20 protein-coding genes and 3 rRNA genes are annotated in these 23,715 nt (G+C 67.3%); 19 read left to right on the top strand and 4 right to left on the bottom strand.

Annotated features, from left to right (window positions below; translation table 11 throughout):
* Positions 1-61 precede the first annotated feature (61 nt).
* The 6 genes from BFF78_RS18870 (at position 62) to proC (ending at position 4,399) form a co-directional block, all read left to right on the top strand.
* Entirely contained in the window at positions 62-349 is a 288-nt protein-coding gene (locus tag BFF78_RS18870; RefSeq protein ID WP_069779437.1) for an SH3 domain-containing protein, read from the top strand.
* 42 nt (positions 350-391) lie between these two features.
* Entirely contained in the window at positions 392-916 is a 525-nt protein-coding gene (locus tag BFF78_RS18865; protein WP_069779436.1) for a hypothetical protein, read from the top strand.
* 93 nt (positions 917-1,009) lie between these two features.
* Positions 1,010-1,792 (top strand): class I SAM-dependent methyltransferase, encoded by a 783-nt coding sequence (locus BFF78_RS18860; protein WP_069779435.1) that lies wholly within the window; start codon positions 1,010-1,012, stop codon positions 1,790-1,792.
* A gap of 116 nt (positions 1,793-1,908) precedes the next feature.
* Positions 1,909-2,706, top strand: coding sequence for an ABC transporter ATP-binding protein (locus tag BFF78_RS18855; RefSeq protein WP_069779434.1), 798 nt, complete (start codon positions 1,909-1,911; stop codon positions 2,704-2,706).
* 23 nt (positions 2,707-2,729) lie between these two features.
* Positions 2,730-3,503: an ABC transporter permease gene (locus tag BFF78_RS18850; protein WP_193433490.1), complete on the top strand. Its 774-nt coding sequence runs from the start codon at positions 2,730-2,732 to the stop codon at positions 3,501-3,503.
* Positions 3,504-3,586: 83 nt separating this feature from the next.
* Complete coding sequence (proC, locus tag BFF78_RS18845) at positions 3,587-4,399, top strand: pyrroline-5-carboxylate reductase (RefSeq protein ID WP_069779432.1); 813 nt, start codon at positions 3,587-3,589, stop codon at positions 4,397-4,399.
* 75 nt (positions 4,400-4,474) lie between these two features.
* Here proC and trpS read toward each other — a convergent pair whose 3' ends face one another.
* A complete protein-coding gene (trpS, locus tag BFF78_RS18840; protein ID WP_069783663.1) occupies positions 4,475-5,548 on the bottom strand; it encodes a tryptophan--tRNA ligase in 1,074 nt (357 codons plus the stop codon).
* A gap of 827 nt (positions 5,549-6,375) precedes the next feature.
* On the opposite strand from trpS, the gene BFF78_RS18830 reads away from it, so the two are divergent.
* The 12 genes from BFF78_RS18830 (at position 6,376) to BFF78_RS18780 (ending at position 19,578) form a co-directional block, all read left to right on the top strand.
* Positions 6,376-7,901, top strand: a 16S ribosomal RNA gene (locus BFF78_RS18830).
* Positions 7,902-8,206: 305 nt separating this feature from the next.
* A 23S ribosomal RNA gene (locus tag BFF78_RS18825) occupies positions 8,207-11,325 on the top strand.
* Positions 11,326-11,410: 85 nt separating this feature from the next.
* Positions 11,411-11,527, top strand: a 5S ribosomal RNA gene (gene rrf / locus BFF78_RS18820).
* The 16S, 23S and 5S rRNA genes sit together here, the layout of an rRNA operon.
* A 61-nt stretch (positions 11,528-11,588) precedes the next feature.
* The gene (locus tag BFF78_RS18815) at positions 11,589-12,233 is read left to right on the top strand and encodes an HAD family hydrolase (protein WP_069779431.1); all 645 of its coding nucleotides are present in this window, start codon (positions 11,589-11,591) and stop codon (positions 12,231-12,233) included.
* A 92-nt stretch (positions 12,234-12,325) separates the two neighbouring features.
* On the top strand, positions 12,326-13,015 hold the full coding sequence (locus BFF78_RS18810) for a VC0807 family protein (protein ID WP_069779430.1): 690 nt from the start codon (positions 12,326-12,328) through the stop codon (positions 13,013-13,015).
* An 81-nt stretch (positions 13,016-13,096) separates the two neighbouring features.
* Positions 13,097-14,308 carry an MFS transporter gene (locus BFF78_RS18805; protein WP_069779429.1) on the top strand — a complete coding sequence of 404 codons (1,212 nt, stop codon included), beginning with the start codon at positions 13,097-13,099 and terminating at the stop codon, positions 14,306-14,308.
* Positions 14,259-15,431 (top strand): acetoin utilization protein AcuC, encoded by a 1,173-nt coding sequence (locus BFF78_RS18800; protein WP_069783662.1) that lies wholly within the window; start codon positions 14,259-14,261, stop codon positions 15,429-15,431. Before BFF78_RS18805 ends, BFF78_RS18800 begins: the two co-directional genes overlap by 50 nt.
* A gap of 391 nt (positions 15,432-15,822) precedes the next feature.
* On the top strand, positions 15,823-16,638 hold the full coding sequence (locus BFF78_RS18795; RefSeq protein WP_069779428.1) for a phosphatase: 816 nt from the start codon (positions 15,823-15,825) through the stop codon (positions 16,636-16,638).
* 129 nt (positions 16,639-16,767) lie between these two features.
* Entirely contained in the window at positions 16,768-16,980 is a 213-nt protein-coding gene (locus BFF78_RS18790) for a helix-turn-helix domain-containing protein (RefSeq protein WP_158727370.1), read from the top strand.
* 136 nt (positions 16,981-17,116) lie between these two features.
* Positions 17,117-17,215, top strand: coding sequence for a 30S ribosomal protein bS22 (locus BFF78_RS43335; protein WP_003948845.1), 99 nt, complete (start codon positions 17,117-17,119; stop codon positions 17,213-17,215).
* Between the two features lie 195 nt (positions 17,216-17,410).
* Entirely contained in the window at positions 17,411-18,493 is a 1,083-nt protein-coding gene (locus tag BFF78_RS18785) for an NAD-dependent epimerase/dehydratase family protein (RefSeq protein ID WP_069779427.1), read from the top strand.
* 2 nt (positions 18,494-18,495) lie between these two features.
* On the top strand, positions 18,496-19,578 hold the full coding sequence (locus BFF78_RS18780) for a lysophospholipid acyltransferase family protein (protein ID WP_069779426.1): 1,083 nt from the start codon (positions 18,496-18,498) through the stop codon (positions 19,576-19,578).
* 105 nt (positions 19,579-19,683) lie between these two features.
* On the opposite strand, the gene BFF78_RS18775 is transcribed toward BFF78_RS18780, so the two are convergent.
* From BFF78_RS18775 to BFF78_RS18765, 3 genes are all read right to left on the bottom strand, one after another.
* On the bottom strand, positions 19,684-20,910 hold the full coding sequence (locus BFF78_RS18775; RefSeq protein WP_069779425.1) for a DUF5667 domain-containing protein: 1,227 nt from the start codon (positions 20,908-20,910) through the stop codon (positions 19,684-19,686).
* A gap of 236 nt (positions 20,911-21,146) precedes the next feature.
* Positions 21,147-21,932: an ECF subfamily RNA polymerase sigma factor, BldN family gene (locus BFF78_RS18770; RefSeq protein ID WP_069779424.1), complete on the bottom strand. Its 786-nt coding sequence runs from the start codon at positions 21,930-21,932 to the stop codon at positions 21,147-21,149.
* 373 nt (positions 21,933-22,305) lie between these two features.
* Entirely contained in the window at positions 22,306-23,235 is a 930-nt protein-coding gene (locus tag BFF78_RS18765) for an HAD family hydrolase (protein ID WP_069779423.1), read from the bottom strand.
* A 117-nt stretch (positions 23,236-23,352) separates the two neighbouring features.
* Between BFF78_RS18765 and BFF78_RS18760 the strand changes: the two genes are divergently transcribed.
* Positions 23,353-23,634 carry a glutaredoxin family protein gene (locus BFF78_RS18760; RefSeq protein ID WP_193433489.1) on the top strand — a complete coding sequence of 94 codons (282 nt, stop codon included), beginning with the start codon at positions 23,353-23,355 and terminating at the stop codon, positions 23,632-23,634.
* Positions 23,635-23,715: the final 81 nt, after the last annotated feature.

The raw sequence follows: 23,715 nt of genomic DNA, 5'->3' as shown, positions 1-23,715 counted from the left end.
CGTTTCATGGGAATCGACACAACCCCCATGGCCTTCATGGGGATCGAACGGGGGGGCTTTCATGTCCATCGACCGTGCCGAAGAGGCCGCTACGACCTCGCTGCGCTACTACTCCGTCGCTCCGGACGTCCGTCTGAACGTCCGCAGCGGCCCCGGCACCAGCTACAACATCGTGCGTGTCCTGGCCGTGGGGGCGAAGGTCCCGGTCTTCTGCCAGTCCCCGGGCACGACGGTCTCGGGCCCGTACGGCACGACGAACATCTGGGACAACATCGACAACGGCGAGTACGTGTCCGACGCCTACGTGGAGACCGGCAGCGACGGCTACATCGCCCCGCGCTGCGGCTGACCCCACCCGGAGCCCGCCCCCGCCCGGCGCCATAATCGTCCCGTGAGCGACGACATCGGCACCCCGGACACCCCGGCGGGCTCCTCGGGCGGTACGGCCCCCGGCGGCGGCCCCCGCCCCGAGCCCCTGCGCTTCTTCGGCACCACCTGGGTGAAGCACGACAACGGCTACCCGGCCCGCCGCGCCGGCGTCGCCGTGGGTTCCCTCGCCGCGGCCGTCGCCTCCTGCCTGGTCCTCCGCTTCGCCTACGAGGGCATCCGGATCGCCGACACCGGCTCCTTCGTGACCGTGCTGATCATCGTCATGTTCGCGATCTGCAGCGCGCTCGCCTTCCGCAACACCTGGGAGGGCTTCGGCAAGCGCCACGACCCCCAGCGCCAGGCCTCCCTGCGCGGCCTGCTGGCCATCGGCTTCGTCGGCTCCCTCCTCGCCTACTTCTTCCGCTCGCTCACCGAGGCCCCCGGCGAGAAGCTGCACCGCGAGGAGTACGAAAAGGCCCGCGAGGAGTACGAGCGCCGCTCCTCCCGGCGCACCGGCAACCCCTCGAAGAAGAAGCGCCGCCGGTGACCACGGCTCCCGGCGCTCAGTAGTACCGGCGCACCCCCACGCCGCCTCAAAAACCCGCTGTCGTCACCGTCCCGCCCTCCGCACCATGTCCCTATGACCGCGACACAACCACCTTTGCCCTCACCGGCATCGCGCGCGCACTCCTTCAACTCCGCCGCCGCCCAGTACGCCGCGAACCGCCCCTCCTACCCGCCCGCCCTCTTCGACACCGTCGAGGAGCTGGCCGGCCGGTCCCTCGCCGGCGCCAGGGTCGTGGACGTCGGGGCCGGTACCGGCATCGCGACCGCCCTCCTGCACGCCCGGGGCGCCGACGTACTCGCCGTCGAACCCGGCGAGGGCATGATCGCCGAGTTCCGCCGCGGGCTGCCGCACCTCCCGATCGTCCGCGGCAACGGCAACGCCCTCCCCGTCGCCGACGCGCACGCCGACTTCATCACCTACGCCCAGGCCTGGCATTGGACCGACACCGAACGCGCGGTGCCGGAGGCGCTGCGGGTGCTGCGGCCGGGCGGCGCGCTGGCGCTGTGGTGGAACGGCGACGCCCTGGACGTCGAGTGGATCGCCGAGGCCGCCCTTCGGATCGGCCGGTTCTTCGGTGTGGACGTCGCTGCCCGGAAGCGCGATGGCAGCCGCACGGAACTCGCCGACCCGAGCGGCCGCCTCCGCTTCAGCCGCCGGGAGGTCCGCTGGAGCCGCCGCGTCACGATCGACACCCATCTCGCGAACATCGGCAGCCACTCGGCGTTCCTCCTCACGCCCGCGGACCGCAGGACCGCCTTCCTGGAAGAGGAGCGCGACCATCTGTTGAAGGTCTTCCCGGACGGCATGGTCGAGGAGACCTACGACGTCCTGCTCCTCGTCGCCACCAAGACCTGATCCGACTCACCTCCTCCAGCAGCGGCGGCCCGGCTTCCCACCGGGCCGCCGTTTCCGTATGCCGGGCACCGGCCCGCCCCTTGACGGCCACGCCCGTCAGGCAGATTATTCATCGCATGATGAATTATGTGCCCGAGCCACCCGACCCCACGGCACCGGACGCCATCCACGCCGACGACCTCACCGTCGTCCGCGGCCCCCGCACCGTCCTGCACCACCTCCGCTTCACCGTCCCCCGCGGCCAGATCACCGGCCTGCTCGGCCCCTCCGGCTGCGGCAAATCCACCCTGATGCGCTCCATCGTCGGCACCCAGGCCAAGGTCACCGGCACCCTGAAGGTCCTCGGCCGCCCCGCCGGCCACCCCACCCTGCGCAGCCGCATCGGCTACGTCACCCAGGCCCCCTCCGTCTACGACGACCTGACCGTCCGCCAGAACCTGGAGTACTTCGCCGCGATCCTCGACCCCGGCCGCGCCGCCGCCGAACGCCGCAACGAACACGTCACCCGCGCCATCGCCGACGTCGACCTCACCAGCCACGCCACCGCCCTCGCCGGCAACCTCTCCGGCGGCCAGCGCAGCCGGGTCTCACTCGCCGTGGCCCTGCTCGGCGCGCCCGAACTCCTCGTCCTGGACGAACCCACCGTCGGCCTCGACCCCGTCCTGCGCCGCGACCTGTGGCACCTCTTCCACGACATCGCCACCACCCGCGGCGCCACCCTCCTCGTCTCCTCCCATGTCATGGACGAGGCCGAGCGCTGCCACCGCCTCCTGCTGATGCGCGAGGGCGAGATCCTCGCCGACGACACCCCCGAGGCCCTGCGCACCCGCACCGGGACCGACACCGTCGAGGCCGCCTTCCTCCGCCTCGTCGACGAAGCCGCCGCACACCGCACCCGAGAGACGACCCGATGAGCCAGACGAGTCAGACGAGCCCGATGAGCACGACCGTCCCCGCCACCCCCGCCGGTGCGTTCAACACCTCCCGCACCACCGCCACCGCGGCCCGGGTCCTGCGCCAGCTCCGCCACGACCCGCGCACCATCGCCCTGATGCTCCTCGTCCCCTGCCTGATGCTGATCCTGCTGCGCTACGTCTTCGACGCCAGCCCCCGCACCTTCGACAACATCGGCGCATCCCTGCTCGGCATCTTCCCGCTGATCACGATGTTCCTGGTCACCTCCATCGCCACGCTGCGCGAACGCACCTCCGGCACCCTCGAACGCCTCCTCGCCATGCCCCTCGGCAAGGCCGACCTCATCGCCGGCTACGCCCTCGCCTTCGGCGCCCTCGCCATCGTCCAGTCCGCCCTCGCCACCGGACTCGCCGTCTGGCTGCTCGGCCTCGACGTCACCGGCTCACCCTGGCTGCTCCTCCTCGTCGCCCTCCTCGACGCCCTGCTCGGCACGGCCCTCGGTCTCTTCGTCTCGGCTTTCGCGGCCTCCGAATTCCAGGCGGTCCAGTTCATGCCCGCGGTGATCTTTCCCCAGCTCCTCCTCTGCGGCCTGTTCACTCCTCGCTCCGACATGCACCCCGTCCTGACGGCCATCTCCGACGTCCTGCCGATGTCGTACGCCGTCGACGGCATGAACCAGGTCCTCCACCACACCGACATGACCGCGACCTTCGTACGGGACGTCCTGATCGTGGCGGGCTGCGCCGTGCTGGTGCTGGGCCTGGGCGCGGCGACCTTGCGACGCCGGACGGCGTGAGCCGCTCAGCCCTGGCGGTGGAGCACGGTCCGCCCACCGGACAACCCAGCCGCACGGTTCACCCCGGTGCGAAACTGAGCCCCATGAGCCAGAAAGTCGCAGTCCTCGGCACCGGCAAGATCGGCGAAGCCCTGCTCAGCGGAATGATCCGGGCCGGCTGGGCGCCGGCCGACCTCCTGGTCACCGCCCGCCGCCCCGAACGCGCCGAAGAACTCCGCACCCGCCACGGAGTCACCCCGGTCACCAACGCCGAGGCGGCCAAGACCGCCGACACCCTCATCCTCACGGTCAAGCCGCAGGACATGGGCACCCTCCTGGACGAACTGGCCCCGCATGTCCCCGCCGACCGCCTGGTCATCAGCGGCGCCGCCGGTATCCCCACCTCCTTCTTCGAGGAGCGCCTGGCCGCAGGCACCCCGGTCGTCCGTGTCATGACCAACACCCCGGCCCTCGTCGACGAGGCCATGTCGGTCATCTCCGCCGGCAGCCACGCCACCGAGGGGCACCTCGCGCACGCCGAGGAGATCTTCGGCGCCGTCGGCAAGACGCTCCGCGTCCCCGAGACCCAGCAGGACGCCTGCACCGCCCTGTCCGGCTCCGGCCCCGCGTACTTCTTCTATCTGGTCGAGGCCATGACCGACGCCGGCATCCTGCTCGGCCTGCCCCGCGACAAGGCCCACGACCTCATCGTCCAGTCCGCCATCGGCGCCGCAGTGATGCTCCGCGACAGCGGCGAACACCCCGTCAAGCTCCGGGAGAACGTCACCTCCCCGGCCGGCACGACGATCAACGCCATCCGCGAACTGGAGAACCACGGCGTACGAGCCGCCCTCATCGCCGCCCTCGAAGCCGCCCGCGACCGCAGCCGCGAACTCGCCTCCGGCAAGAAGGACTGACCCGGCGCCGGCGCCGGGGGCGACGGCTCACCGGCAGCCGCCGCCCCCGCACGCACGCGCCCGCACGGGCAGGCCCTAACGACCGGCCGCGCTCAACGCCGTACCAGCGGTCTCGGCGGTCTCTGCTGCGTCGGCTGTCTCGGCTGTCTCGAACAACGGCGGCAACAGCCCGATCGCCCGGTAGGCCGCGTCGACGGTCGGCCGAGCCATCGCCCTCGCCTTCTCCGCACCATCCCGCAGCACCCCCTCCACATAGGCAGGATCGGCGCACAGCTCCCTGTGCCTGGCCTGCACGGGCCCGAGGACCTCCACCACCGCCTCGGCGGTGTCCTTCTTCAAAGCGCCGTACGAGTCGTAAACGCCCGCCAGTGACTCAGGGTTCCCGCCCGTGCACGCAGCGAGAATCTCCAGCAGATTCGCGACCCCCGGCCGCCCCTCCCGGTCGTACGCCACATCCCGCCCGCTGTCGGTGACGGCCCGCATGACCTTCTTCCGCACGACATCCGGCTCGTCGAGCAGATAGACGACCCCCAGACCCGAGTCGTCCGACTTCCCCATCTTCGACGCCGGGCTCTGCAGATTCATCACCCGCGCCGCGACCCCCGGACGGGTCGCCTTCGGCACCACGAACGTGTGTCCGTACCGCTGGTTGAACCGCACCGCCAGGTCACGCGCCAGCTCGACATGCTGCACCTGGTCGTCCCCGACCGGCACCTCGTCCGCCCCGTACCCCAGGATGTCCGCCGCCATCAGCACCGGATACGTCAGCAGCGACAGCCGCACACTCCCACCACGCTCCTGCTCCCGCGAGGCCTTCTCCTTGTACTGGATCATCCGGCGCATCTCGCCGTCGGTCGCCACGCACTCCAGCAGGTACGACAGCCTCGTGTGCTCGTCGACATGGCTCTGCAGGAACACGGTGCACACCCCGGGATCGAGCCCGGCGGCCAGCATGAGCGTCGCCGTCTGCCGGCTGAGCCTGCGCACCCGCGCCGGATCGTGGTCCACGGTCAGCGCGTGCAGATCCACGACACAGAACACCGCGTCGGCCCGATGCTGGTCCGTCTCCACCCAACGCCGCATGGCGCCCAGGTAGTTGCCCAGCGTCAGATGCCCGGTCGGCTGAATCCCGCTGAAGACCCGCGTCATCTCCACTCCACCTCCTGATCGGGACCGCCGCTCCTGCGGCCGGCCCCCGGAGCCCGGAGGAGATACGAGAACGGCCGCCGAGGCGGCGGCCGTTGGTTGCATACGTGAGTACGGCCGCCGTCAGGCGGCCCACCAGAGCTGGGTACACGTACGCGTCGTCATGCCGACCAGACTACGCCCCCGGCGTGCACCCCGCACCAGAGTTGACACGCCCTACGCCGATCCGTACTGTTCTCCGAGTTGTCCGACGTGAGCGCCGACCCCGGTCGGTCCCCGGACAACCATTCCGCAAGTCCCCACCAGCAATCGACGCTCAGGCGCCGAGTGCCTTGGCGCGCGTATTTGCGAAATGAGGAATTCGCGTTCGAAAGGACGCCGCCCCCGATTAGCTCGGGAGCAGGGAATCCGCTAAAGTCTCACTCGTCGGAACGGCCCAACGGCCGGGAAGACAAGCCCCCTGACTGGGAGTCAGACACCGAAAGGATCTGATAGAGTCGGAACCGCCGGAAAGGGAAACGCGGAGCGAAAGCGAAGCGGGAACCTGGAAAGCACCGAGGAAATCGGATCGAGAAAAGATCTGATAGAGTCGGAAACACCGAAGGGAAGCCCGGAGGAAAGCCCGAGAGGGTGAGTACAAAGGAAGCGACCGTTCCTTGAGAACTCAACAGCGTGCCAAAAATCAACGCCAGATATGTTGATACCCCGTCTCCGGTCGTCATGACTGGGGCGAGGTTCCTTTGAAAAACACAGCGAGGACGCTGTGTGCGAGGGGATTATTCCTCCTCTCGCACCGCTCTCGTGGTGTTCATCCCGATTACGGGAAAACATTCACGGAGAGTTTGATCCTGGCTCAGGACGAACGCTGGCGGCGTGCTTAACACATGCAAGTCGAACGATGAAGCCCTTCGGGGTGGATTAGTGGCGAACGGGTGAGTAACACGTGGGCAATCTGCCCTTCACTCTGGGACAAGCCCTGGAAACGGGGTCTAATACCGGATACGAGGTTCGCAGGCATCTGTGAACTTGGAAAGCTCCGGCGGTGAAGGATGAGCCCGCGGCCTATCAGCTTGTTGGTGAGGTAATGGCTCACCAAGGCGACGACGGGTAGCCGGCCTGAGAGGGCGACCGGCCACACTGGGACTGAGACACGGCCCAGACTCCTACGGGAGGCAGCAGTGGGGAATATTGCACAATGGGCGAAAGCCTGATGCAGCGACGCCGCGTGAGGGATGACGGCCTTCGGGTTGTAAACCTCTTTCAGCAGGGAAGAAGCGAGAGTGACGGTACCTGCAGAAGAAGCGCCGGCTAACTACGTGCCAGCAGCCGCGGTAATACGTAGGGCGCAAGCGTTGTCCGGAATTATTGGGCGTAAAGAGCTCGTAGGCGGCTTGTCACGTCGATTGTGAAAGCCCGAGGCTTAACCTCGGGTCTGCAGTCGATACGGGCTAGCTAGAGTGTGGTAGGGGAGATCGGAATTCCTGGTGTAGCGGTGAAATGCGCAGATATCAGGAGGAACACCGGTGGCGAAGGCGGATCTCTGGGCCATTACTGACGCTGAGGAGCGAAAGCGTGGGGAGCGAACAGGATTAGATACCCTGGTAGTCCACGCCGTAAACGGTGGGAACTAGGTGTTGGCGACATTCCACGTCGTCGGTGCCGCAGCTAACGCATTAAGTTCCCCGCCTGGGGAGTACGGCCGCAAGGCTAAAACTCAAAGGAATTGACGGGGGCCCGCACAAGCGGCGGAGCATGTGGCTTAATTCGACGCAACGCGAAGAACCTTACCAAGGCTTGACATACACCGGAAAGCATTAGAGATAGTGCCCCCCTTGTGGTCGGTGTACAGGTGGTGCATGGCTGTCGTCAGCTCGTGTCGTGAGATGTTGGGTTAAGTCCCGCAACGAGCGCAACCCTTGTTCTGTGTTGCCAGCATGCCCTTCGGGGTGATGGGGACTCACAGGAGACCGCCGGGGTCAACTCGGAGGAAGGTGGGGACGACGTCAAGTCATCATGCCCCTTATGTCTTGGGCTGCACACGTGCTACAATGGCCGGTACAAAGAGCTGCGATACCGTGAGGTGGAGCGAATCTCAAAAAGCCGGTCTCAGTTCGGATTGGGGTCTGCAACTCGACCCCATGAAGTCGGAGTCGCTAGTAATCGCAGATCAGCATTGCTGCGGTGAATACGTTCCCGGGCCTTGTACACACCGCCCGTCACGTCACGAAAGTTGGTAACACCCGAAGCCGGTGGCCCAACCCCTTGTGGGAGGGAGCTGTCGAAGGTGGGACTAGCGATTGGGACGAAGTCGTAACAAGGTAGCCGTACCGGAAGGTGCGGCTGGATCACCTCCTTTCTAAGGAGCACTTCTTACCGGGCTTGCCTGGTCAGAGGCCAGTACATCGGCGCACGTCCGATGCTGGTTGCTCATGGGTGGAACGTTGATTATTCGGCCGGGACCTCGGGTCGGAGGCTGCTAGTACTGCTCGCAAGAGCGTGGAACGCATGATCTTCGGACGGGGCCTGGCCGGGCACGCTGTTGGGTGTCTGAGGGAACGAATTTTCCTCAGTCGCCGGCCCCAGTGAACTCGAGCCTGTTGGTTCGGGGTGATGGGTGGCTGGTCGTTGTTTGAGAACTGCACAGTGGACGCGAGCATCTGTGGCCAAGTTTTTAAGGGCGCACGGTGGATGCCTTGGCACCAGGAACCGATGAAGGACGTGGGAGGCCACGATAGTCCCCGGGGAGTCGTCAACCAGGCTTTGATCCGGGGGTTTCCGAATGGGGAAACCCGGCAGTCGTCATGGGCTGTCACCCGCTGCTGAACACATAGGCAGTGTGGAGGGAACGAGGGGAAGTGAAACATCTCAGTACCCTCAGGAAGAGAAAACAACCGTGATTCCGGGAGTAGTGGCGAGCGAAACCGGATGAGGCCAAACCTACGACGTGTGAGACCCGGCAGGGGTTGCGTCGTGGGGGTTGTGGGATCTCTCTTCTGCGGTCTGCCGGCCGTGGGACGAGTCAGAAACCGTTGATGTAGGCGAAGGACATGCGAAAGGTCCGGCGTAGAGGGTAAGACCCCCGTAGTCGAAACGTCAGCGGCTCGTTTGAGAGACACCCAAGTAGCACGGGGCCCGAGAAATCCCGTGTGAATCTGGCGGGACCACCCGCTAAGCCTAAATATTCCCTGGTGACCGATAGCGGATAGTACCGTGAGGGAATGGTGAAAAGTACCCCGGGAGGGGAGTGAAATAGTACCTGAAACCGTGTGCCTACAAGCCGTGGGAGCGTCGGAATGTGCTTGCACATTCTCGTGACTGCGTGCCTTTTGAAGAATGAGCCTGCGAGTTTGCGGTGTGTTGCGAGGTTAACCCGGGTGGGGAAGCCGTAGCGAAAGCGAGTCCGAATAGGGCGCTGTAGTAGCACGCTCAAGACCCGAAGCGGAGTGATCTAGCCATGGGCAGGTTGAAGCGGAGGTAAGACTTCGTGGAGGACCGAACCCACCAGGGTTGAAAACCTGGGGGATGACCTGTGGTTAGGGGTGAAAGGCCAATCAAACTCCGTGATAGCTGGTTCTCCCCGAAATGCATTTAGGTGCAGCGTCGTGTGTTTCTTGCCGGAGGTAGAGCACTGGATAGGCGATGGGCCCTACCGGGTTACTGACCTTAGCCAAACTCCGAATGCCGGTAAGTGAGAGCGCGGCAGTGAGACTGTGGGGGATAAGCTCCATGGTCGAGAGGGAAACAGCCCAGAGCATCGACTAAGGCCCCTAAGCGTACGCTAAGTGGGAAAGGATGTGGAGTCGCACAGACAACCAGGAGGTTGGCTTAGAAGCAGCCACCCTTGAAAGAGTGCGTAATAGCTCACTGGTCTAGTGATTCCGCGCCGACAATGTAGCGGGGCTCAAGCGTACCGCCGAAGTCGTGTCATTCGTATATAAGCCCCAACGGGTGTACGGATGGGTAGGGGAGCGTCGTCTGCCGGGTGAAGCGGCACTGGAAGGTAGTCGTGGACGGTTGACGAGTGAGAATGCAGGCATGAGTAGCGATTCACACGTGAGAAACGTGTGCGCCGATTGACTAAGGGTTCCTGGGTCAAGCTGATCTGCCCAGGGTAAGTCGGGACCTAAGGCGAGGCCGACAGGCGTAGTCGATGGATAACCGGTTGATATTCCGGTACCCGCTGTGAAGCGTCAAACATCGAATCCAGTGATGCTGAGGCCGTGAAGCCGTTCCGGACCCTTCGGGGAATGGAAAGTGGTGGAGCCGCCGGACCAATCTGGTAGTAGGTGAGTGATGGGGTGACGCAGGAAGGTAGTCCATCCCGGGCGGTGGTTGTCCCGGGGTAAGGGTGTAGGACGCAGGGTAGGCAAATCCGCCTTGCACATAGTCTGAGACCTGATGCCGAGCCGATTGTGGTGAAGTGGATGATCCTATGCTGTCGAGAAAAGCCTCTAGCGAGTTTCATGGCGGCCCGTACCCTAAACCGACTCAGGTGGTCAGGTAGAGAATACCGAGGCGTTCGGGTGAACTATGGTTAAGGAACTCGGCAAAATGCCCCCGTAACTTCGGGAGAAGGGGGGCCATTCCTGGTGATGGGCTTTGCGCCTTGAGCTGGGGGTGGCCGCAGAGACCAGCGAGAAGCGACTGTTTACTAAAAACACAGGTCCGTGCGAAGCCGTAAGGCGATGTATACGGACTGACGCCTGCCCGGTGCTGGAACGTTAAGGGGACCGGTTAGCTCACTTTCGGGTGGGCGAAGCTGAGAACTTAAGCGCCAGTAAACGGCGGTGGTAACTATAACCATCCTAAGGTAGCGAAATTCCTTGTCGGGTAAGTTCCGACCTGCACGAATGGCGTAACGACTTCTCGACTGTCTCAACCATAGGCCCGGTGAAATTGCACTACGAGTAAAGATGCTCGTTTCGCGCAGCAGGACGGAAAGACCCCGGGACCTTTACTACAGTTTGATATTGGTGTTCGGTTCGGCTTGTGTAGGATAGCTGGGAGACTGTGAAGCTCGCACGCCAGTGTGGGTGGAGTCGTCGTTGAAATACCAGTCTGGTCGTGCTGGATGTCTAACCTGGGTCCGTGATCCGGATCAGGGACAGTGTCTGATGGGTAGTTTAACTGGGGCGGTTGCCTCCTAAAGGGTAACGGAGGCGCCCAAAGGTTCCCTCAGCCTGGTTGGCAATCAGGTGTTGAGTGTAAGTGCACAAGGGAGCTTGACTGTGAGACCGACGGGTCGAGCAGGGACGAAAGTCGGGACTAGTGATCCGGCGGTGGCTTGTGGAAGCGCCGTCGCTCAACGGATAAAAGGTACCCCGGGGATAACAGGCTGATCTTCCCCAAGAGTCCATATCGACGGGATGGTTTGGCACCTCGATGTCGGCTCGTCGCATCCTGGGGCTGGAGTCGGTCCCAAGGGTTGGGCTGTTCGCCCATTAAAGCGGTACGCGAGCTGGGTTTAGAACGTCGTGAGACAGTTCGGTCCCTATCCGCTGTGCGCGTAGGAGTCTTGAGAAGGGCTGTCCCTAGTACGAGAGGACCGGGACGGACGAACCTCTGGTGTGCCAGTTGTTCTGCCAAGGGCATGGCTGGTTGGCTACGTTCGGGAGGGATAACCGCTGAAAGCATCTAAGCGGGAAGCCTGCTTCGAGATGAGGACTCCCACCCACTTGATGGGGTAAGGCTCCCAGTAGACGACTGGGTTGATAGGCCGGATCTGGAAGCCAGGTAACTGGTGGAGGTGACCGGTACTAATAGGCCGAGGGCTTGTCCTCAGTTGCTCGCGTCCACTGTGTTGGTTCTGAAACCACGAACAGCCCCGCCAGAAATGGTGGTGCGGCGTTCACAGTTTCATAGTGTTTCGGTGGTCATAGCGTGAGGGAAACGCCCGGTTACATTCCGAACCCGGAAGCTAAGCCTCACAGCGCCGATGGTACTGCAGGGGGGACCCTGTGGGAGAGTAGGACGCCGCCGAACAATTCTTGAGAAAACCCCCGCACCATAGGTGCGGGGGTTTTCTGCGTTTATGCTCGAATGCATGCGCTATGACCTGGTGATCTTCGACAACGACGGTGTACTCGTCGACAGCGAGTCCATCTCCAACCGGCTGCTGGCCGCCTATCTGACCGAGTTGGGCCACCCGACCTCGTATGAGGACTCCATCCGGGATTACATGGGCTCGGCGATGCACCGGATCCATGAGCTGGTGCTGGAGCGGACCGGGCAGCGGCTGCCGGACGACTTCGACGATGTGTTCCACGCGCGTGTGTTCGCCGCGTTCGAGCGGGAGTTGCAGCCCGTGGCCGGCGTGGACGTCGTACTGGAGAAGCTGGCCGCCGACGGGGTGCCGTACTGCGTGGCCTCCTCCGGGAGTCATGCGCGGATCCGTGTCGGGCATCGTACGACCGGGCTCGACCGGTGGTTCGCGGATGAGCGGATCTTCAGCTCCGAGGATGTGGGGCGGGGCAAGCCGGCGCCCGATCTCTTTCTGTATGCCGCAGAACGGATGGGTGTGGCGCCGGAGCGGTGCCTGGTCGTGGAGGACTCCCCGCTGGGTGTGCAGGCGGCCGTGGCGGCCGGGATGGCCGTCTATGGGTTCACCGCGATGACGCCGGCGGCGAGGCTGGCGAGGGCCGATCAACTCTTCTCGTCCATGGGGGAGTTGGCTGACCTGCTGGTATGACCCGAGCCATGGTCCGTGTCTGACAATTGTCATGCGGACGTCCGGACGATCGGTCCTACTGGCGGACCCCCCGCGGCGGCGAAGCTGAGGGCATGACGAAGAACACGGGGATCCACAACTTCCGGCCGCTGATCCTGGACGTGGCGGTGCCGCTCGGCTCGTACTACGTCTTCAAGGACGTCTTCGGGATGAGCACCTTCGGGGCGCTCGCCTGGAGCAGTGTGGTGCCGGCCCTGCGCACCGTGTGGGGTCTGGTGAAGGAGCGGCAGACCAACGCCCTGGCCGGTCTCATTCTGGTCGTCAACGTCGTCTCCCTGCTGCTGAGCTTCGTCTCCGGTGACCCGCGGCTGATGCTGGCCAAGGACAGCGGGGTCAGCAGTGTGGTCGCCTTCGGGATCCTCGCCTCCGTCTGGCTGGGCAAGCCGATGATGACGGCGGGTATGAAGCCGTTCCTGGTGAAGGGCGACGCGGTCAAGGAGGCCGCCTGGGAGCGGCTCGTCTCCGGCGCGTCGGTCCGGTCCGCGGCCTTCCGGACCAAGGAGAAGGAGTTCTCGGTCGTCTGGGGACTGGTGCTGCTCGCCGAGTGTGTCGCCCGCATCGTGGGCGCGTACACCATCCCCGTGGACACGATGGTGTGGCTCGGCAGTGTCTACCTCGTCGGTGCGATGGTGATCGGGTTCGTGGTCAGCGGTGGCCTGGCCGTCGAGCCGATGGAGAAGATGCTCGCCGCCGAGGTCGAGGCCGCCGAGGCCGGGACGCCCGAGGTCGCTGTCGCCGCCTGAGCCGCGAGGAAGTAAAGCTGAAGGAAATTCATCTTTGGCTGGATCTACCCACAGGTAGCCCGGGGCCCTACGCTCGCCGCCATGACTGATGTGCTGCGGCGCGGTAGGGCCTCGCTGGCGTTCGCCTTCTTCGCTCAAGGCGCCACCTTCGCCCTGCTGGTGACGCGCATCCCGGCCATCCAGGACCGGTACGGCGTCTCCGACGCGCTGCTGCCGGTCTTCCTGGCCGCCGTACCGGTCCTCGCCGGTGTCGGCAGTGTGACCACCGAGCAGATGGTGAAGCGGATACGGCCCAGCCGGCTGCTGCGCTGGTCCCAGCCGGTGGTGCTGCTGGCGCTGCTCGGTGCCGGGGCGGGCGGCCACATCGCGGAGCTGGCGGTGGCGTTGGGCGCGTTCGGGCTGGCCGTGGGCGCGCTGGACGCCTCCATGAACATGCTCGGGGTCAGCCTGCAGCGGTCGTACGGGCGCAGCATCATGCTCAGTTTCCACGCCGCGTACAGCCTGGGCGGGATCCTGGGCGCGTCGCTGGCGTGGGTCGGGGCGCACTGGCATCTCGCGCTGTGGGTGTCGTACCTGCCGGTGGTGGCCGTGCTGCTGCCGGCGGCGCTCGTGGGGAGCCGGTGGTACGTCGACGGCGATCCGGCGCCGGTGGGGGAGGAGCAGGGCCAGGGCACGGGTGTCGTCTTCAAGCTGCTGTTGCCGCTGTGTCTGGTGATGACCTTCGCCTACATCGGGGACTCGACCGTCTCCAACTGGAGCGCGAAGTATCTGAAGGACGTGCTGGGCAGCTCGGAGCAGCTGGCGACCGTGCCGTACAACGTGTACATGGTGACCACGCTGCTGGGGCGGGCCATCGGGGACTTCGGGGTGCGGCGGTTCGGGGCCGTGGCGGTCGTACGGCTCGGGACGCTGGTGGCGGCCGGCGGGTTCGCGGTGGTGGCCTCGGCGTCCGGGGCGTGGGTCGGGATGCTCGGGTTCACGCTGTTGGGTCTGGGGTTGTGCGTGCTGGTGCCGCAGACGTTCGCGGCGGCGGGGCGGCTGTTTCCGGGGTCTTCGGATGCCGCCATCGCACGTCTCAATATCTTCAATTACGTGGGTTTTCTGGTCGGTTCGCCGTTGGTGGGGGCGCTTGGGGACGCGTGGAGCTACCGGGGGGCCATGCTGGTGCCGATGGTGTTGGTGCTGGTGACGATGGTGTACGCCAGGTCGTTCGCCGCTCAACCGGACCGATACGGTGGCGGGCATGAGCGGCCGCGCACAGCTGATGTGGGACGAGGCAGTAACGGGCTATGACTTCGGCCCGGACCATCCGATGGATCCGGTCCGGCTGGCACTGACCCGGAAACTGGTGGGTGCCTTCGGGCTCGACCGGGAGATGGAGGTCGTCGCGGCCAAGCCGGCCGGGGAGTCGACGCTGCGGCTGGTCCATCGGGAGGACTACATCGACGCGGTGAAGGCCGCGTCGGCCGATCCGGCGTCGGCGGACGGGTCGTACGGGCTCGGGACCCTGGACGATCCCGCGTTCGCGGGGATGCACGAGGTGTCCGCGCTGATCGCCGGGCAGTCGGTGGGGGCGGCGGAGGCGGTGTGGCGGGGGGATGCCGGGCACGCGGTGAACTTCGCGGGCGGGCTGCATCACGCGATGCCCGGGGGTGCGTCGGGATTCTGCGTGTACAACGACGCCTCGCTGGCCATCGCCCGGTTGCTGGAGCTGGGGGCGGAGCGGGTCGCCTATGTGGATGTCGATGTGCATCACGGGGACGGGGTGCAGGCGGCGTTCTGGGAGGATCCACGGGTTCTGACGATCTCGCTGCACGAGCATCCGCGTACGTTGTTCCCGCAGACCGGGTGGCCGGAGGAGGTCGGGGCCGGGGCGGGGGAGGGGTCCGCCGTGAACGTGGCGTTGCCGGCGGGGACCGGGGACGCGGGGTGGGTACGGGCGTTCCACTCGGTGGTGCCGGAGCTGCTCGCGGAGTTCCGGCCGCAGGTGCTGGTGTCGCAGCACGGGGCGGACACGCACTTCGAGGATCCGCTCGCGCATCTCGCGGTGTCGCTGGATGCGCAGCGGGCTGTGCAGGTGGCGTGTCATGAGCTGGCGCACGAGTACGCCGGGGGGAAGTGGGTCGCGCTCGGTGGCGGCGGATATGCCGTGGTGGATGTCGTGCCGCGGTCCTGGACGCACCTGGTGGGGATCGCGGCGGGGAGGCCGGTGGCGCCGGAGACGGTGATTCCGGAGGAGTGGCGGCGGGAGGTGTTCGCCCGGACCCGGCAGTTGGGGCCGCAGCGGATGACTGATGGGCGGTGGCCGGTGAGTTGGGCGTCCTGGGAGTCGGGTTACGACCCTGCGGACCGGCTGGACCAGGCGGTACGAGCCACGCGTCGGGCGGTGTTTCCGCTGCGGGGGCTGCTCCCCTGAACCACCCAGGGGGCTCCGCCCCCTGGGCCCCCGTCCGCTGCCTCGCCCGCGGCTGGGCAGGTACCCGGCGTCGTACCCCAGCCGTCCAGGCCCCCCGGCCCCACCGCAGCCGCCCCCACGCTCCCGGCGTCGTACCCCCCGCCCAGGCCCCGGCGTCGTACTCCCAGTCGTCCGGGCCCCCGGCGTCGTACCCCCAGTCGTCCGGGCCCCCGGCGTCGTACTCCCAGCCGCCCAGGCCCCCCGGCCCCCCCCAGCCGCCCATGCACCGCCCCCGCAGCCGCCCCCAGGCCTCCGGCCCCTCCCCCGCAGCCGCTCACATCGTTACGCCAACCGTGCGCAATTCCGTTGATTCCGTCCCGCCCGCTGCCTCCGATGCGTCACCATCGCACCCGTGTTGACCAGCGGAGCTCTGCGTGCGCATTTGCTGGCTGTTCGGCTTGCCGGGGAGGTGGGGACCTCTCGGGAGGACAGTCTGCGGAGTTATCGGCTGTTCGCGGCGCGGGATCCTCGGGTGTTGATCGGGATCGATCCCGAAGGGGCCTGGGGACAGCGGGACTTGCTGGGGCTCATGGCGGAGAAGTGCGGGGTTTCGGCCGATCCCCGTCACACTTCGGGCCCGGATGTGATCGATCCGGAGCTGACCCTGGCCGCGCTCGATGCTTTCGCCGGGCGGATCGGTGCCGTAGCGCGACGTGGTGCGCCCGTGTTGTTCGGGACCGGGCATCCGCAGCGGCTGCTCGGGTTCTACGCAGGCTTGGCGGACGCGCTCTCGGCGGCGGGGTGTGACGTGCTCACCCCGGCGCAGGGTCGCTGTGTCGACATATTGACCCGGTTCGGTCTACGTACGTACCACCTCGGCTACGCACGGCGGGTTGGGTTGGTGCGGGAAAACGGCGGTGGGCGCCCCGGTTGTGAGCCGGGCGTGCACTGTCATTCGCCACTCCCGGTTCGGGTCGTCCTGGAGGCCGCGGCGGAGAGCGGCGGGCCGCTGCCCGAGCTGGTCGTCGGGGACCATGGATGGGTCTGCGGTGCAGGTCAGCTGGGGTTCGAGGCCATCGGTCTCGCCGACACGGACGATCCGGCGCTGTTCGTGGGGGAGGCCGAGGGGCGCGTGTCCGTCGCCGTTCCGGTTGATGACGGGGTGCGGTCTGCTCACTACCGGCCGCTCACCCGCTACGTACTCAAACGAGCGTGTCTGTCACAGTAGGCCTGCGATGGGTGCACCTCTTCCCCACTTGCATCACCCGCCCCTACATTGGGGAGTGAGCACGCAACGACGAAGAGTCACCGGAAGGGGAAGCCGGTGGCCGTCGAGTGCGGAAGGTTCAGGTGTGTCATGGGTGCAGCTGGCGAGAGGCCTCTGAACGAGGTTCAGTTCCTTACCGTGGCGGAGGTCGCCTCGGTGATGCGAGTGTCGAAGATGACCGTGTACCGCCTGGTGCACAGCGGTCATCTGCCCGCGATCCGGGTGGGGCGGTCCTTCCGCGTCCCGGAACAAGCGGTACACGAGTACCTTCGTGACAGCTATGTGGGGGTGGAGACGGCCTGACGGCGACCCCCGGGTGACCCGGGGGTACCCCCTCGATTACGACCTGGGCGCTCGGTTGGGTAGGCTAGCCCCTCGTAGGTCGTGTGGGCCCATGGCGCCCAAACAACCGAGTGATGAGAAGTGAGCGAGGGTAGTCGTGGGCTCTGTTATCAAGAAGCGGCGCAAGCGGATGGCCAAGAAGAAGCACCGCAAGCTGCTCAAGCGCACGCGCGTTCAGCGTCGCAACAAGAAGTAAGCGACGCCGCGAGAGCGTGTCAGCGCATATCTGTGGCCTCCCATCTGCACTGATGGGGGGCCACAGGCGTTTGTGGTGACCTGGCATATTCCGATGAGTGAATTTCCGTCACTTCGTGCATCGGGCAGTCATCACAGCGCAACATCGACCCGCTAGGTTGGCCGTACGCATCTCGTACGAGGGAAGGCGCTGATCTTGGGGAAGGTCGTGCTCGTCACCGGAGTGGCCAGGCAACTGGGCGGCCGGTTCGTACGGCGGATCCAGCGGGATCCGAAGGTCGACCGGGTGATCGCCGTGGACGCGGTGCCACCGGCGCACCATCTGGGCGGGGCGGACTTCATAGAGGCCGACATCCGGCAGCCGACCATCGCCCGGGTGCTCGCCGAGACGGGCGCCGACACGGTCGTCCACATGGATGTGACGGGCACACCGCTGGGCAGCGGCAGCCGGGCCACGGTCAAGGAGACCAACGTCATCGGCACCATGCAGCTGCTCGGCGCCTGCCAGAAGTCGCCGACCGTGAAACGGCTGGTGGTGAAGTCCAGTACGAACGTCTACGGGTCGGCCCCGCGCGATCCGGCCGTTTTCACCGAGACGACCCCGCCGAAGTCGCTGCCGAGCGGCGGCTTCGCGAAGGACACCGTCGAGGTCGAGGGGTATGTGCGCGGGTTCGCCCGGCGGCGGCCGGACGTCGCGGTGTGTGTGCTGCGGTTCGCCAACATCCTCGGGCCGGCCGCCGACACCCCGCTCGCCTCGTACTTCGCGCTGCCCGTGCTGCCGACCGTGTTCGGCTACGACCCGCGGCTGCAGTTCGTGCACGAGGACGACGTGGTCGAGGTGCTCAGGATCGCCTCGCACGAGCCGCGCCGGGGCACGCTCAACAGCGGCACGTTCAACATCGCCGGGGACGGGGTGCTGCTGCTCTCGCAGTGCTCCCGGCGGCTCGGGCGGCCGACCGTGCCGCTGCTGCTGCCCGCGGTCACCTGGGCGGGTTCGCTGGTGCGTACGCTCGGTATGACGGACTTCTCGCCGGAGCAGATCAGGCTGCTCACGCACGGGCGGGTGGTGGACACGGTCCAGATGCGCGAGACGCTGGGCTTCACGCCCAGGTACACCACGGCGGAGACGTTCACGGACTTCGCCCGCGGCCAGGGCCCCGGGCTGGTGCCGCCCGAGGCCCTCGCGGGGGCCGTCGACCGGATCGCCGCGCTGGCCGCGAGGGGCGGCGGCCGGCCCACGACGCAGAGCGCCGACCAGCGCAACCGAGGAGCGCAGTAACGATGGCGGACGCCAAGGTCATTCCGTTCGACGACGACCGGTCCCGCGGGGGCGCCGCACAGCGCCCGGCGCGGCGCCGGGGCACGGGCAGCCGGCGCGGTGCCCTCGCCGAGGCGGGGGCCGGAGAGATGGGTGAGGTCCAGCCGCTGCCGGGCCGGGGCCGGGCGCGGGAAGATGGGCCTGTGAGCCGTGGGGAGAAGCCGGAGGAGCCGCCGGAGCGGTCGGGGGCCGACGGCGGGCTCGGCGGCGGCCTGGAGCGGCGTGTGGCGGCCGGGCTGGCCTTTCTGCGGCGCCGGCTGACCGGGGACTACGACGTCGACGACTTCGGTTTCGACGAGGAGTTGACCGACCAGGTCCTGATGTCGCTGCTGCGGCCGGTGTACGAGAAGTACTTCCGGGTCGAGGTGAAGGGCATCGAGAACATCCCGGCCGAGGGCGGGGCGCTGATCGTCGCCAACCACTCCGGGACGCTGCCGCTGGACGGGCTGATGATGCAGGTCGCCGTGCACGACCACCATCCGGCCGACCGTCACCTACGGCTGCTGGCGGCCGACTTGGTCTTCGTGCTGCCGGTGGTCAACGAGCTGGCCCGCAAGCTGGGGCACACCCTGGCGTGCGCGGAGGACGCGGAGCGGCTGCTGGCTCAGGGCGAGGTGGTCGGGGTGATGCCGGAGGGCTTCAAGGGGATCGGGAAACCCTTCAGCGAGCGGTACAAGCTGCAGCGGTTCGGGCGGGGCGGCTTCGTGTCGACCGCGCTGCGGCAGGGGGCGCCGATCATCCCGTGCTCGATCGTGGGGGCGGAGGAGATCTACCCGATGATCGGCAACGCGAAGACGCTGGCGCGGTTGCTGGGCTTCCCGTACTTCCCGCTGACGCCGACGTTTCCGTGGCTGGGGCCGCTCGGTGCGATTCCGCTGCCGACGAAGTGGACGATTCAGTTCGGCGAGCCGATCCCGACGGGCGGGTATCCGCCGGAGGCGGCCGAGGACCCGATGCTGATGTTCAACCTGACCGACCAGGTGCGGGAACAGATCCAGCACACGCTGTACAAGCTGCTGGTGCAGCGGCGCTCGGTGTTCTTCTGACTTTCGCCCGCCCGAGCGGCGCCCGCCCGGCCAACCGTGCCCACAAGGCCGAGCGGGGGCGCCCTGCTCGGGAAGGGCGCCCCCGCTGCCGTAACCGCGACGGTGTCAGTGCGTGTCCTCGCCTTCGATGCCCAGGCCCGGGAGGAGCCCGGGGAGGAGCGGGGGGAGGGTGACGTCGGGGGTGGCGGTCGGGAGCTTGCCGGTGGGCGGCGTGCTGCTGCCGGTGCCGGTCTTCGGTGGCTGGAGCAGGCCGCCCGTGTCGCCGCCGATCAGGCCCACGCCGCTGCTGCCGGTGGCCGAGCCGCTCGGTTCGCCGGTGCTTCTCTGCCCGCCGGAGGACGGGGTGTGGCCGGAGGAGCTGGGCGCGGTCGACCGGTGGCCGCCGGAGGAGCCGGTCGGCGCCGAGCCGGAGCCCTGCCGCTTGCCGCCGCCGTGGGCGGGCGGCTGCGGGAGCAGGGACTGCAGCGGGGCGACCTCCTGGTCTATGGCGTCGAACACCGACGACACCTGCTGTTTGACGTCCCCGAGCTGCACGGGCAGCTTGTCGCTGAGCGCGCTCCAGGCCTCGCGATGGGAGCGGGAGAACGTCGACAGGGCCTGGATCGGGCCGAGGGAGCCGGGGTCGGCCTCGTAGGCCTCGTGGAGCAGCCGGTGGCCCTCGGTGACGTCGTGCTGCATACCGGAGAGCGTGCGGCGGATCTCGCCGATGGACTCGTGGTCGAGCTGGCCGCCGCGGCCGCGCTCCATCAGCCGGCGGGCCTCGCTGAGCCGGGTGGAGGCCTGGTCGAGGTAGGTCTGGCCACGTTGGTCCTCGCCGGTGGTCAGGTAGTTGAGCCTGAAGTCCTCGATGCCGCGTTTGAGGCCGTACAGCGAGTCACCCGGCAGGGCGTCGGAGCTGGCGGCGGCGACCCCGCCGAAGGCCCCGGCGGCCACGCCGACGCTGAGCCCGCCCGCCGCGAGTCCCTTCGTCAGTCTGGAACGGGGTCGGAGTTTGCCCAGCGGGCTCGCCCGGTGCGCCCCACGGCCACGTCCGCGCTGTTCCGGTACCGAGGCGTCCGCCGCCCCCGTGCCCTCCTGGAGCATGGCCTCCATCGCGGCCACCAGCTGGGCGCGCTGCACGACCTTCACCTCGGGGTCGAGCTGCGGCTTGGGCAGCGCGCCGAGATCCGCCGTGAGGGCCAGCAACTCGCCCCGCTCGGACCGCTCCTCGGCGGTCGGCGGGGAACCCGCCGGGTCTACGGACTGCTCGGCCGCCGTGTCCCGGTCGGACTGCTCCTCCAGGGCCTGGGCGAAGGCGTTCGCCCGCCGGTGCGTCGATACGTTCGTGATCACTGGCGGCACCTCCTCTCGTCATGACGGTCGACTCCCCAGGGGGTCCTGAGGGTTGCACGCCCGCGACCACTTCACACGATCGAGCGATCAGGGTCGGCCAGACGTGACCACAGGGAGCCTGTATCCCGCACAACGACTGGCGCGGCACTTGGGTTACGGACGGCGGATGACCGGATCGGAAAGGCAACGTGCGTTCACGGAGCGTGAGTTGGACGTCGCCCTCAGTCGTGGTGGCTTCAGCGCGCGTCGTCCGGCAGGAGCCGGGCGAGCGTGCGTACGGCGCGATACTGGAGGGTCTTGATGGCGCCCTCGTTCTTGCCCATGACACGGGCCGTCTCGGCGACCGAGAGACCCTGGAGGAAGCGGAGCGTCACGCACTCCTGCTGCTGCGGGTTGAGCCGGCGTACGGCGTCGAGCAGCGCGGCGTTCGACAGGGACTCCAGGACGGAGTCCTCCGGGGAGCGCTCGACCTCGTTGGCGTCGAGCATCTCGCCGGTGGTGACCTCCAGGCGGAAGCGGCTGGACTTGAAGTGGTCGGCGACGAGATTGCGGGCGATCGTCACCAGCCAGGCCCCGAAGTCGCGGCCCTGCCAGGTGAAGGTGCCGATCCTGCGCAGCGCCCGCAGAAAGGTCTCGCTGGTGAGGTCCTCGGCGGTGGCCCGGCCGCCGACGCGGTAGTAGATGTACCTATACACCGTGTCGCTGTACTGGTCGTACAGCCGTCCGAAGGCCTCGGCCTCGCCGGCCTGCGCCCGCTCGACCAGGTCCATCATCCGGGCGCTGTCGCTGTCGGCGGCCGGGCGGCGGGCGGTGGCAGCGCCGGCGCCGGCGGAGCGCCCTCGTCTGCTGACGGCAGCGCTGCTCTCGGCCAGTGCGTAGCACGGGCCGGCGGGCGCGGCGGCGGCGAAGGCGGGGACGGCGTACGCGGTGGGGACGAGGCCGCGCAGCGTCTCTTTGACCGTTGCGACTGTTGCGCGCAGCGTAGCCAGGCCCGAGGCGTCAACCCCGACGTGTGGGTACACGGGACTCCCAGAGGCAGAGCTTCCATCACGTGCAGTACGGAACCTTTCACCCGTCGTAGCGACGGAGGGGTACCGGTTTGCGTCTGAGGAGAATAACGCTTCGTGCAGGCACTGCTACACCGAGTTGCTCAAATCATCGATTGCGTCGCTTCTGTTGCCGATTGGCGCCGCATCAAGTGCCCTAGCTTGATCGGTTGTTGATCGGAAAGGGGCTAATTTCGGCGAGGTACGGGGCGTGTTGAAGTGGCCGCGGCATAATCCGGGCGCGAGGCGCCCGCAGGGGCGCGGGGGACCGCGCCGGTGACCAGGGCGGACCCGCCTCCGGCAACGGTCCACGCCCCCTACGGCGATCGGTCCCGGCTTCCAGGCGGAGCTATCGGCGTCGTCGGCTCAAAGCGATCGCCGCCGCGGTGCCACCGGCAACCGCTCCGACGCCCGCCGCCGCCGGAATGCCGACCTTGGCCGCCTTGCGGCCGGTGCGGTAGTCCCGCAGGCGCCAGTCCTTCTCGCGGGCGTGTCTGCGGAGCTTGGCGTCGGGGTTGATGGCGTAGGGGTGGCCGACCAGGGAGAGCATCGGGATGTCGTTGTGGCTGTCGCTGTAGGCGGCGCAGCGGGAGAGGACCAGACCCTCGGCCGCGGCCAGGGCGCGTACCGCCTCCGCCTTCGCCGGGCCGTGCAGCGGTTCGCCCACCAGCTTGCCGGTGTAGACGCCGTCGACGGACTCCGCCACCGTGCCCAGGGCGCCGGTCAGGCCCAGGCGGCGGGCGATCACCTGGGCGATCTCCACCGGCGCCGCCGTGACCAGCCACACCTTCTGGCCGGCGTCCAGGTGGGCCTGGGCCAGGGCGCGGGTGCCGGGCCAGATGCGGTCGGCCATGTACTCGTCGTAGATCTCCTCGCCGATGGTCTCCAGCTCGGCGACGCGGTGGCCCTTGACGATGGACAGCGCGGAGTCCCGGGCGTCCTGCATGTGCTCGGGGTCCTCGACGCCGGCCAGCCGGAACCAGGCCTGCTGCCAGGCGAACCGGGCGAGGTCGCGCGTCTCGAAGAACTTCCGCTTGTACAGGCCCCGGCCGAAGTGGAACAGCGCGGCGCCCTGCATCACGGTGTTGTCCAGGTCGAAGAAGGCGGCCGCCTGCTCGTCGCCCTGCACCGGGAACTCCGGTTCCGCCTCTGTGACCTGCGGCGCTTCCCGCGCTTCCTGCGAGGACTTGCGGGCAGCCTCCGCCGAGGCCTCGCCTGCCAACACGCTGCGCGCCGTGGCGGAGCGCCTACGGGGGGTGAGCCATCCGAGAGCGGCCATGTCGTGAGCATAGCCAGTTTGTTCGGTGCTTCCGGACTCGAGAGGTTGGAAGCGCGTGAACTCTCCGCGACCGGACCGTTAAAGGGCTGATCGGAAGTGTGCGGGGCACGCGCGAGAATGGCCGGTATGAGCCCTCTCTTCCGACGCAAGTCCGATCCCCGCGACCGGCTCGTCACCCTCGTCCGCAAGCCCGGCTGTCATCTCTGTGACGACGCGCAGGCGGTGATCGAGAAGGTCTGCGGGGAACTCGGTGTGACCTGGGAGCGAAAGGACATCACCGAGGACCAGTCGCTCCATGACCGGTACTGGGAGCAGATCCCGGTCGTACTGATCGATGGTGAACAGCACACCTTCTGGCGCGTGAACGAGGAACGACTGCGCCGGGCACTGACCGACTAGTCCAAACCGGTCCGAACGTCGCTTAGGATCGACGGCGGTTCGATCTCGGGGGCGGGATTCGTGAGGAGAGTGTGCGGTTTT

The sequence above is a fragment of the Streptomyces fodineus genome, from assembly GCF_001735805.1.
GTDB classification, from domain to species: domain Bacteria; phylum Actinomycetota; class Actinomycetes; order Streptomycetales; family Streptomycetaceae; genus Streptomyces; species Streptomyces fodineus.
This window is presented reverse-complemented; position numbering and strand designations above follow the sequence as displayed.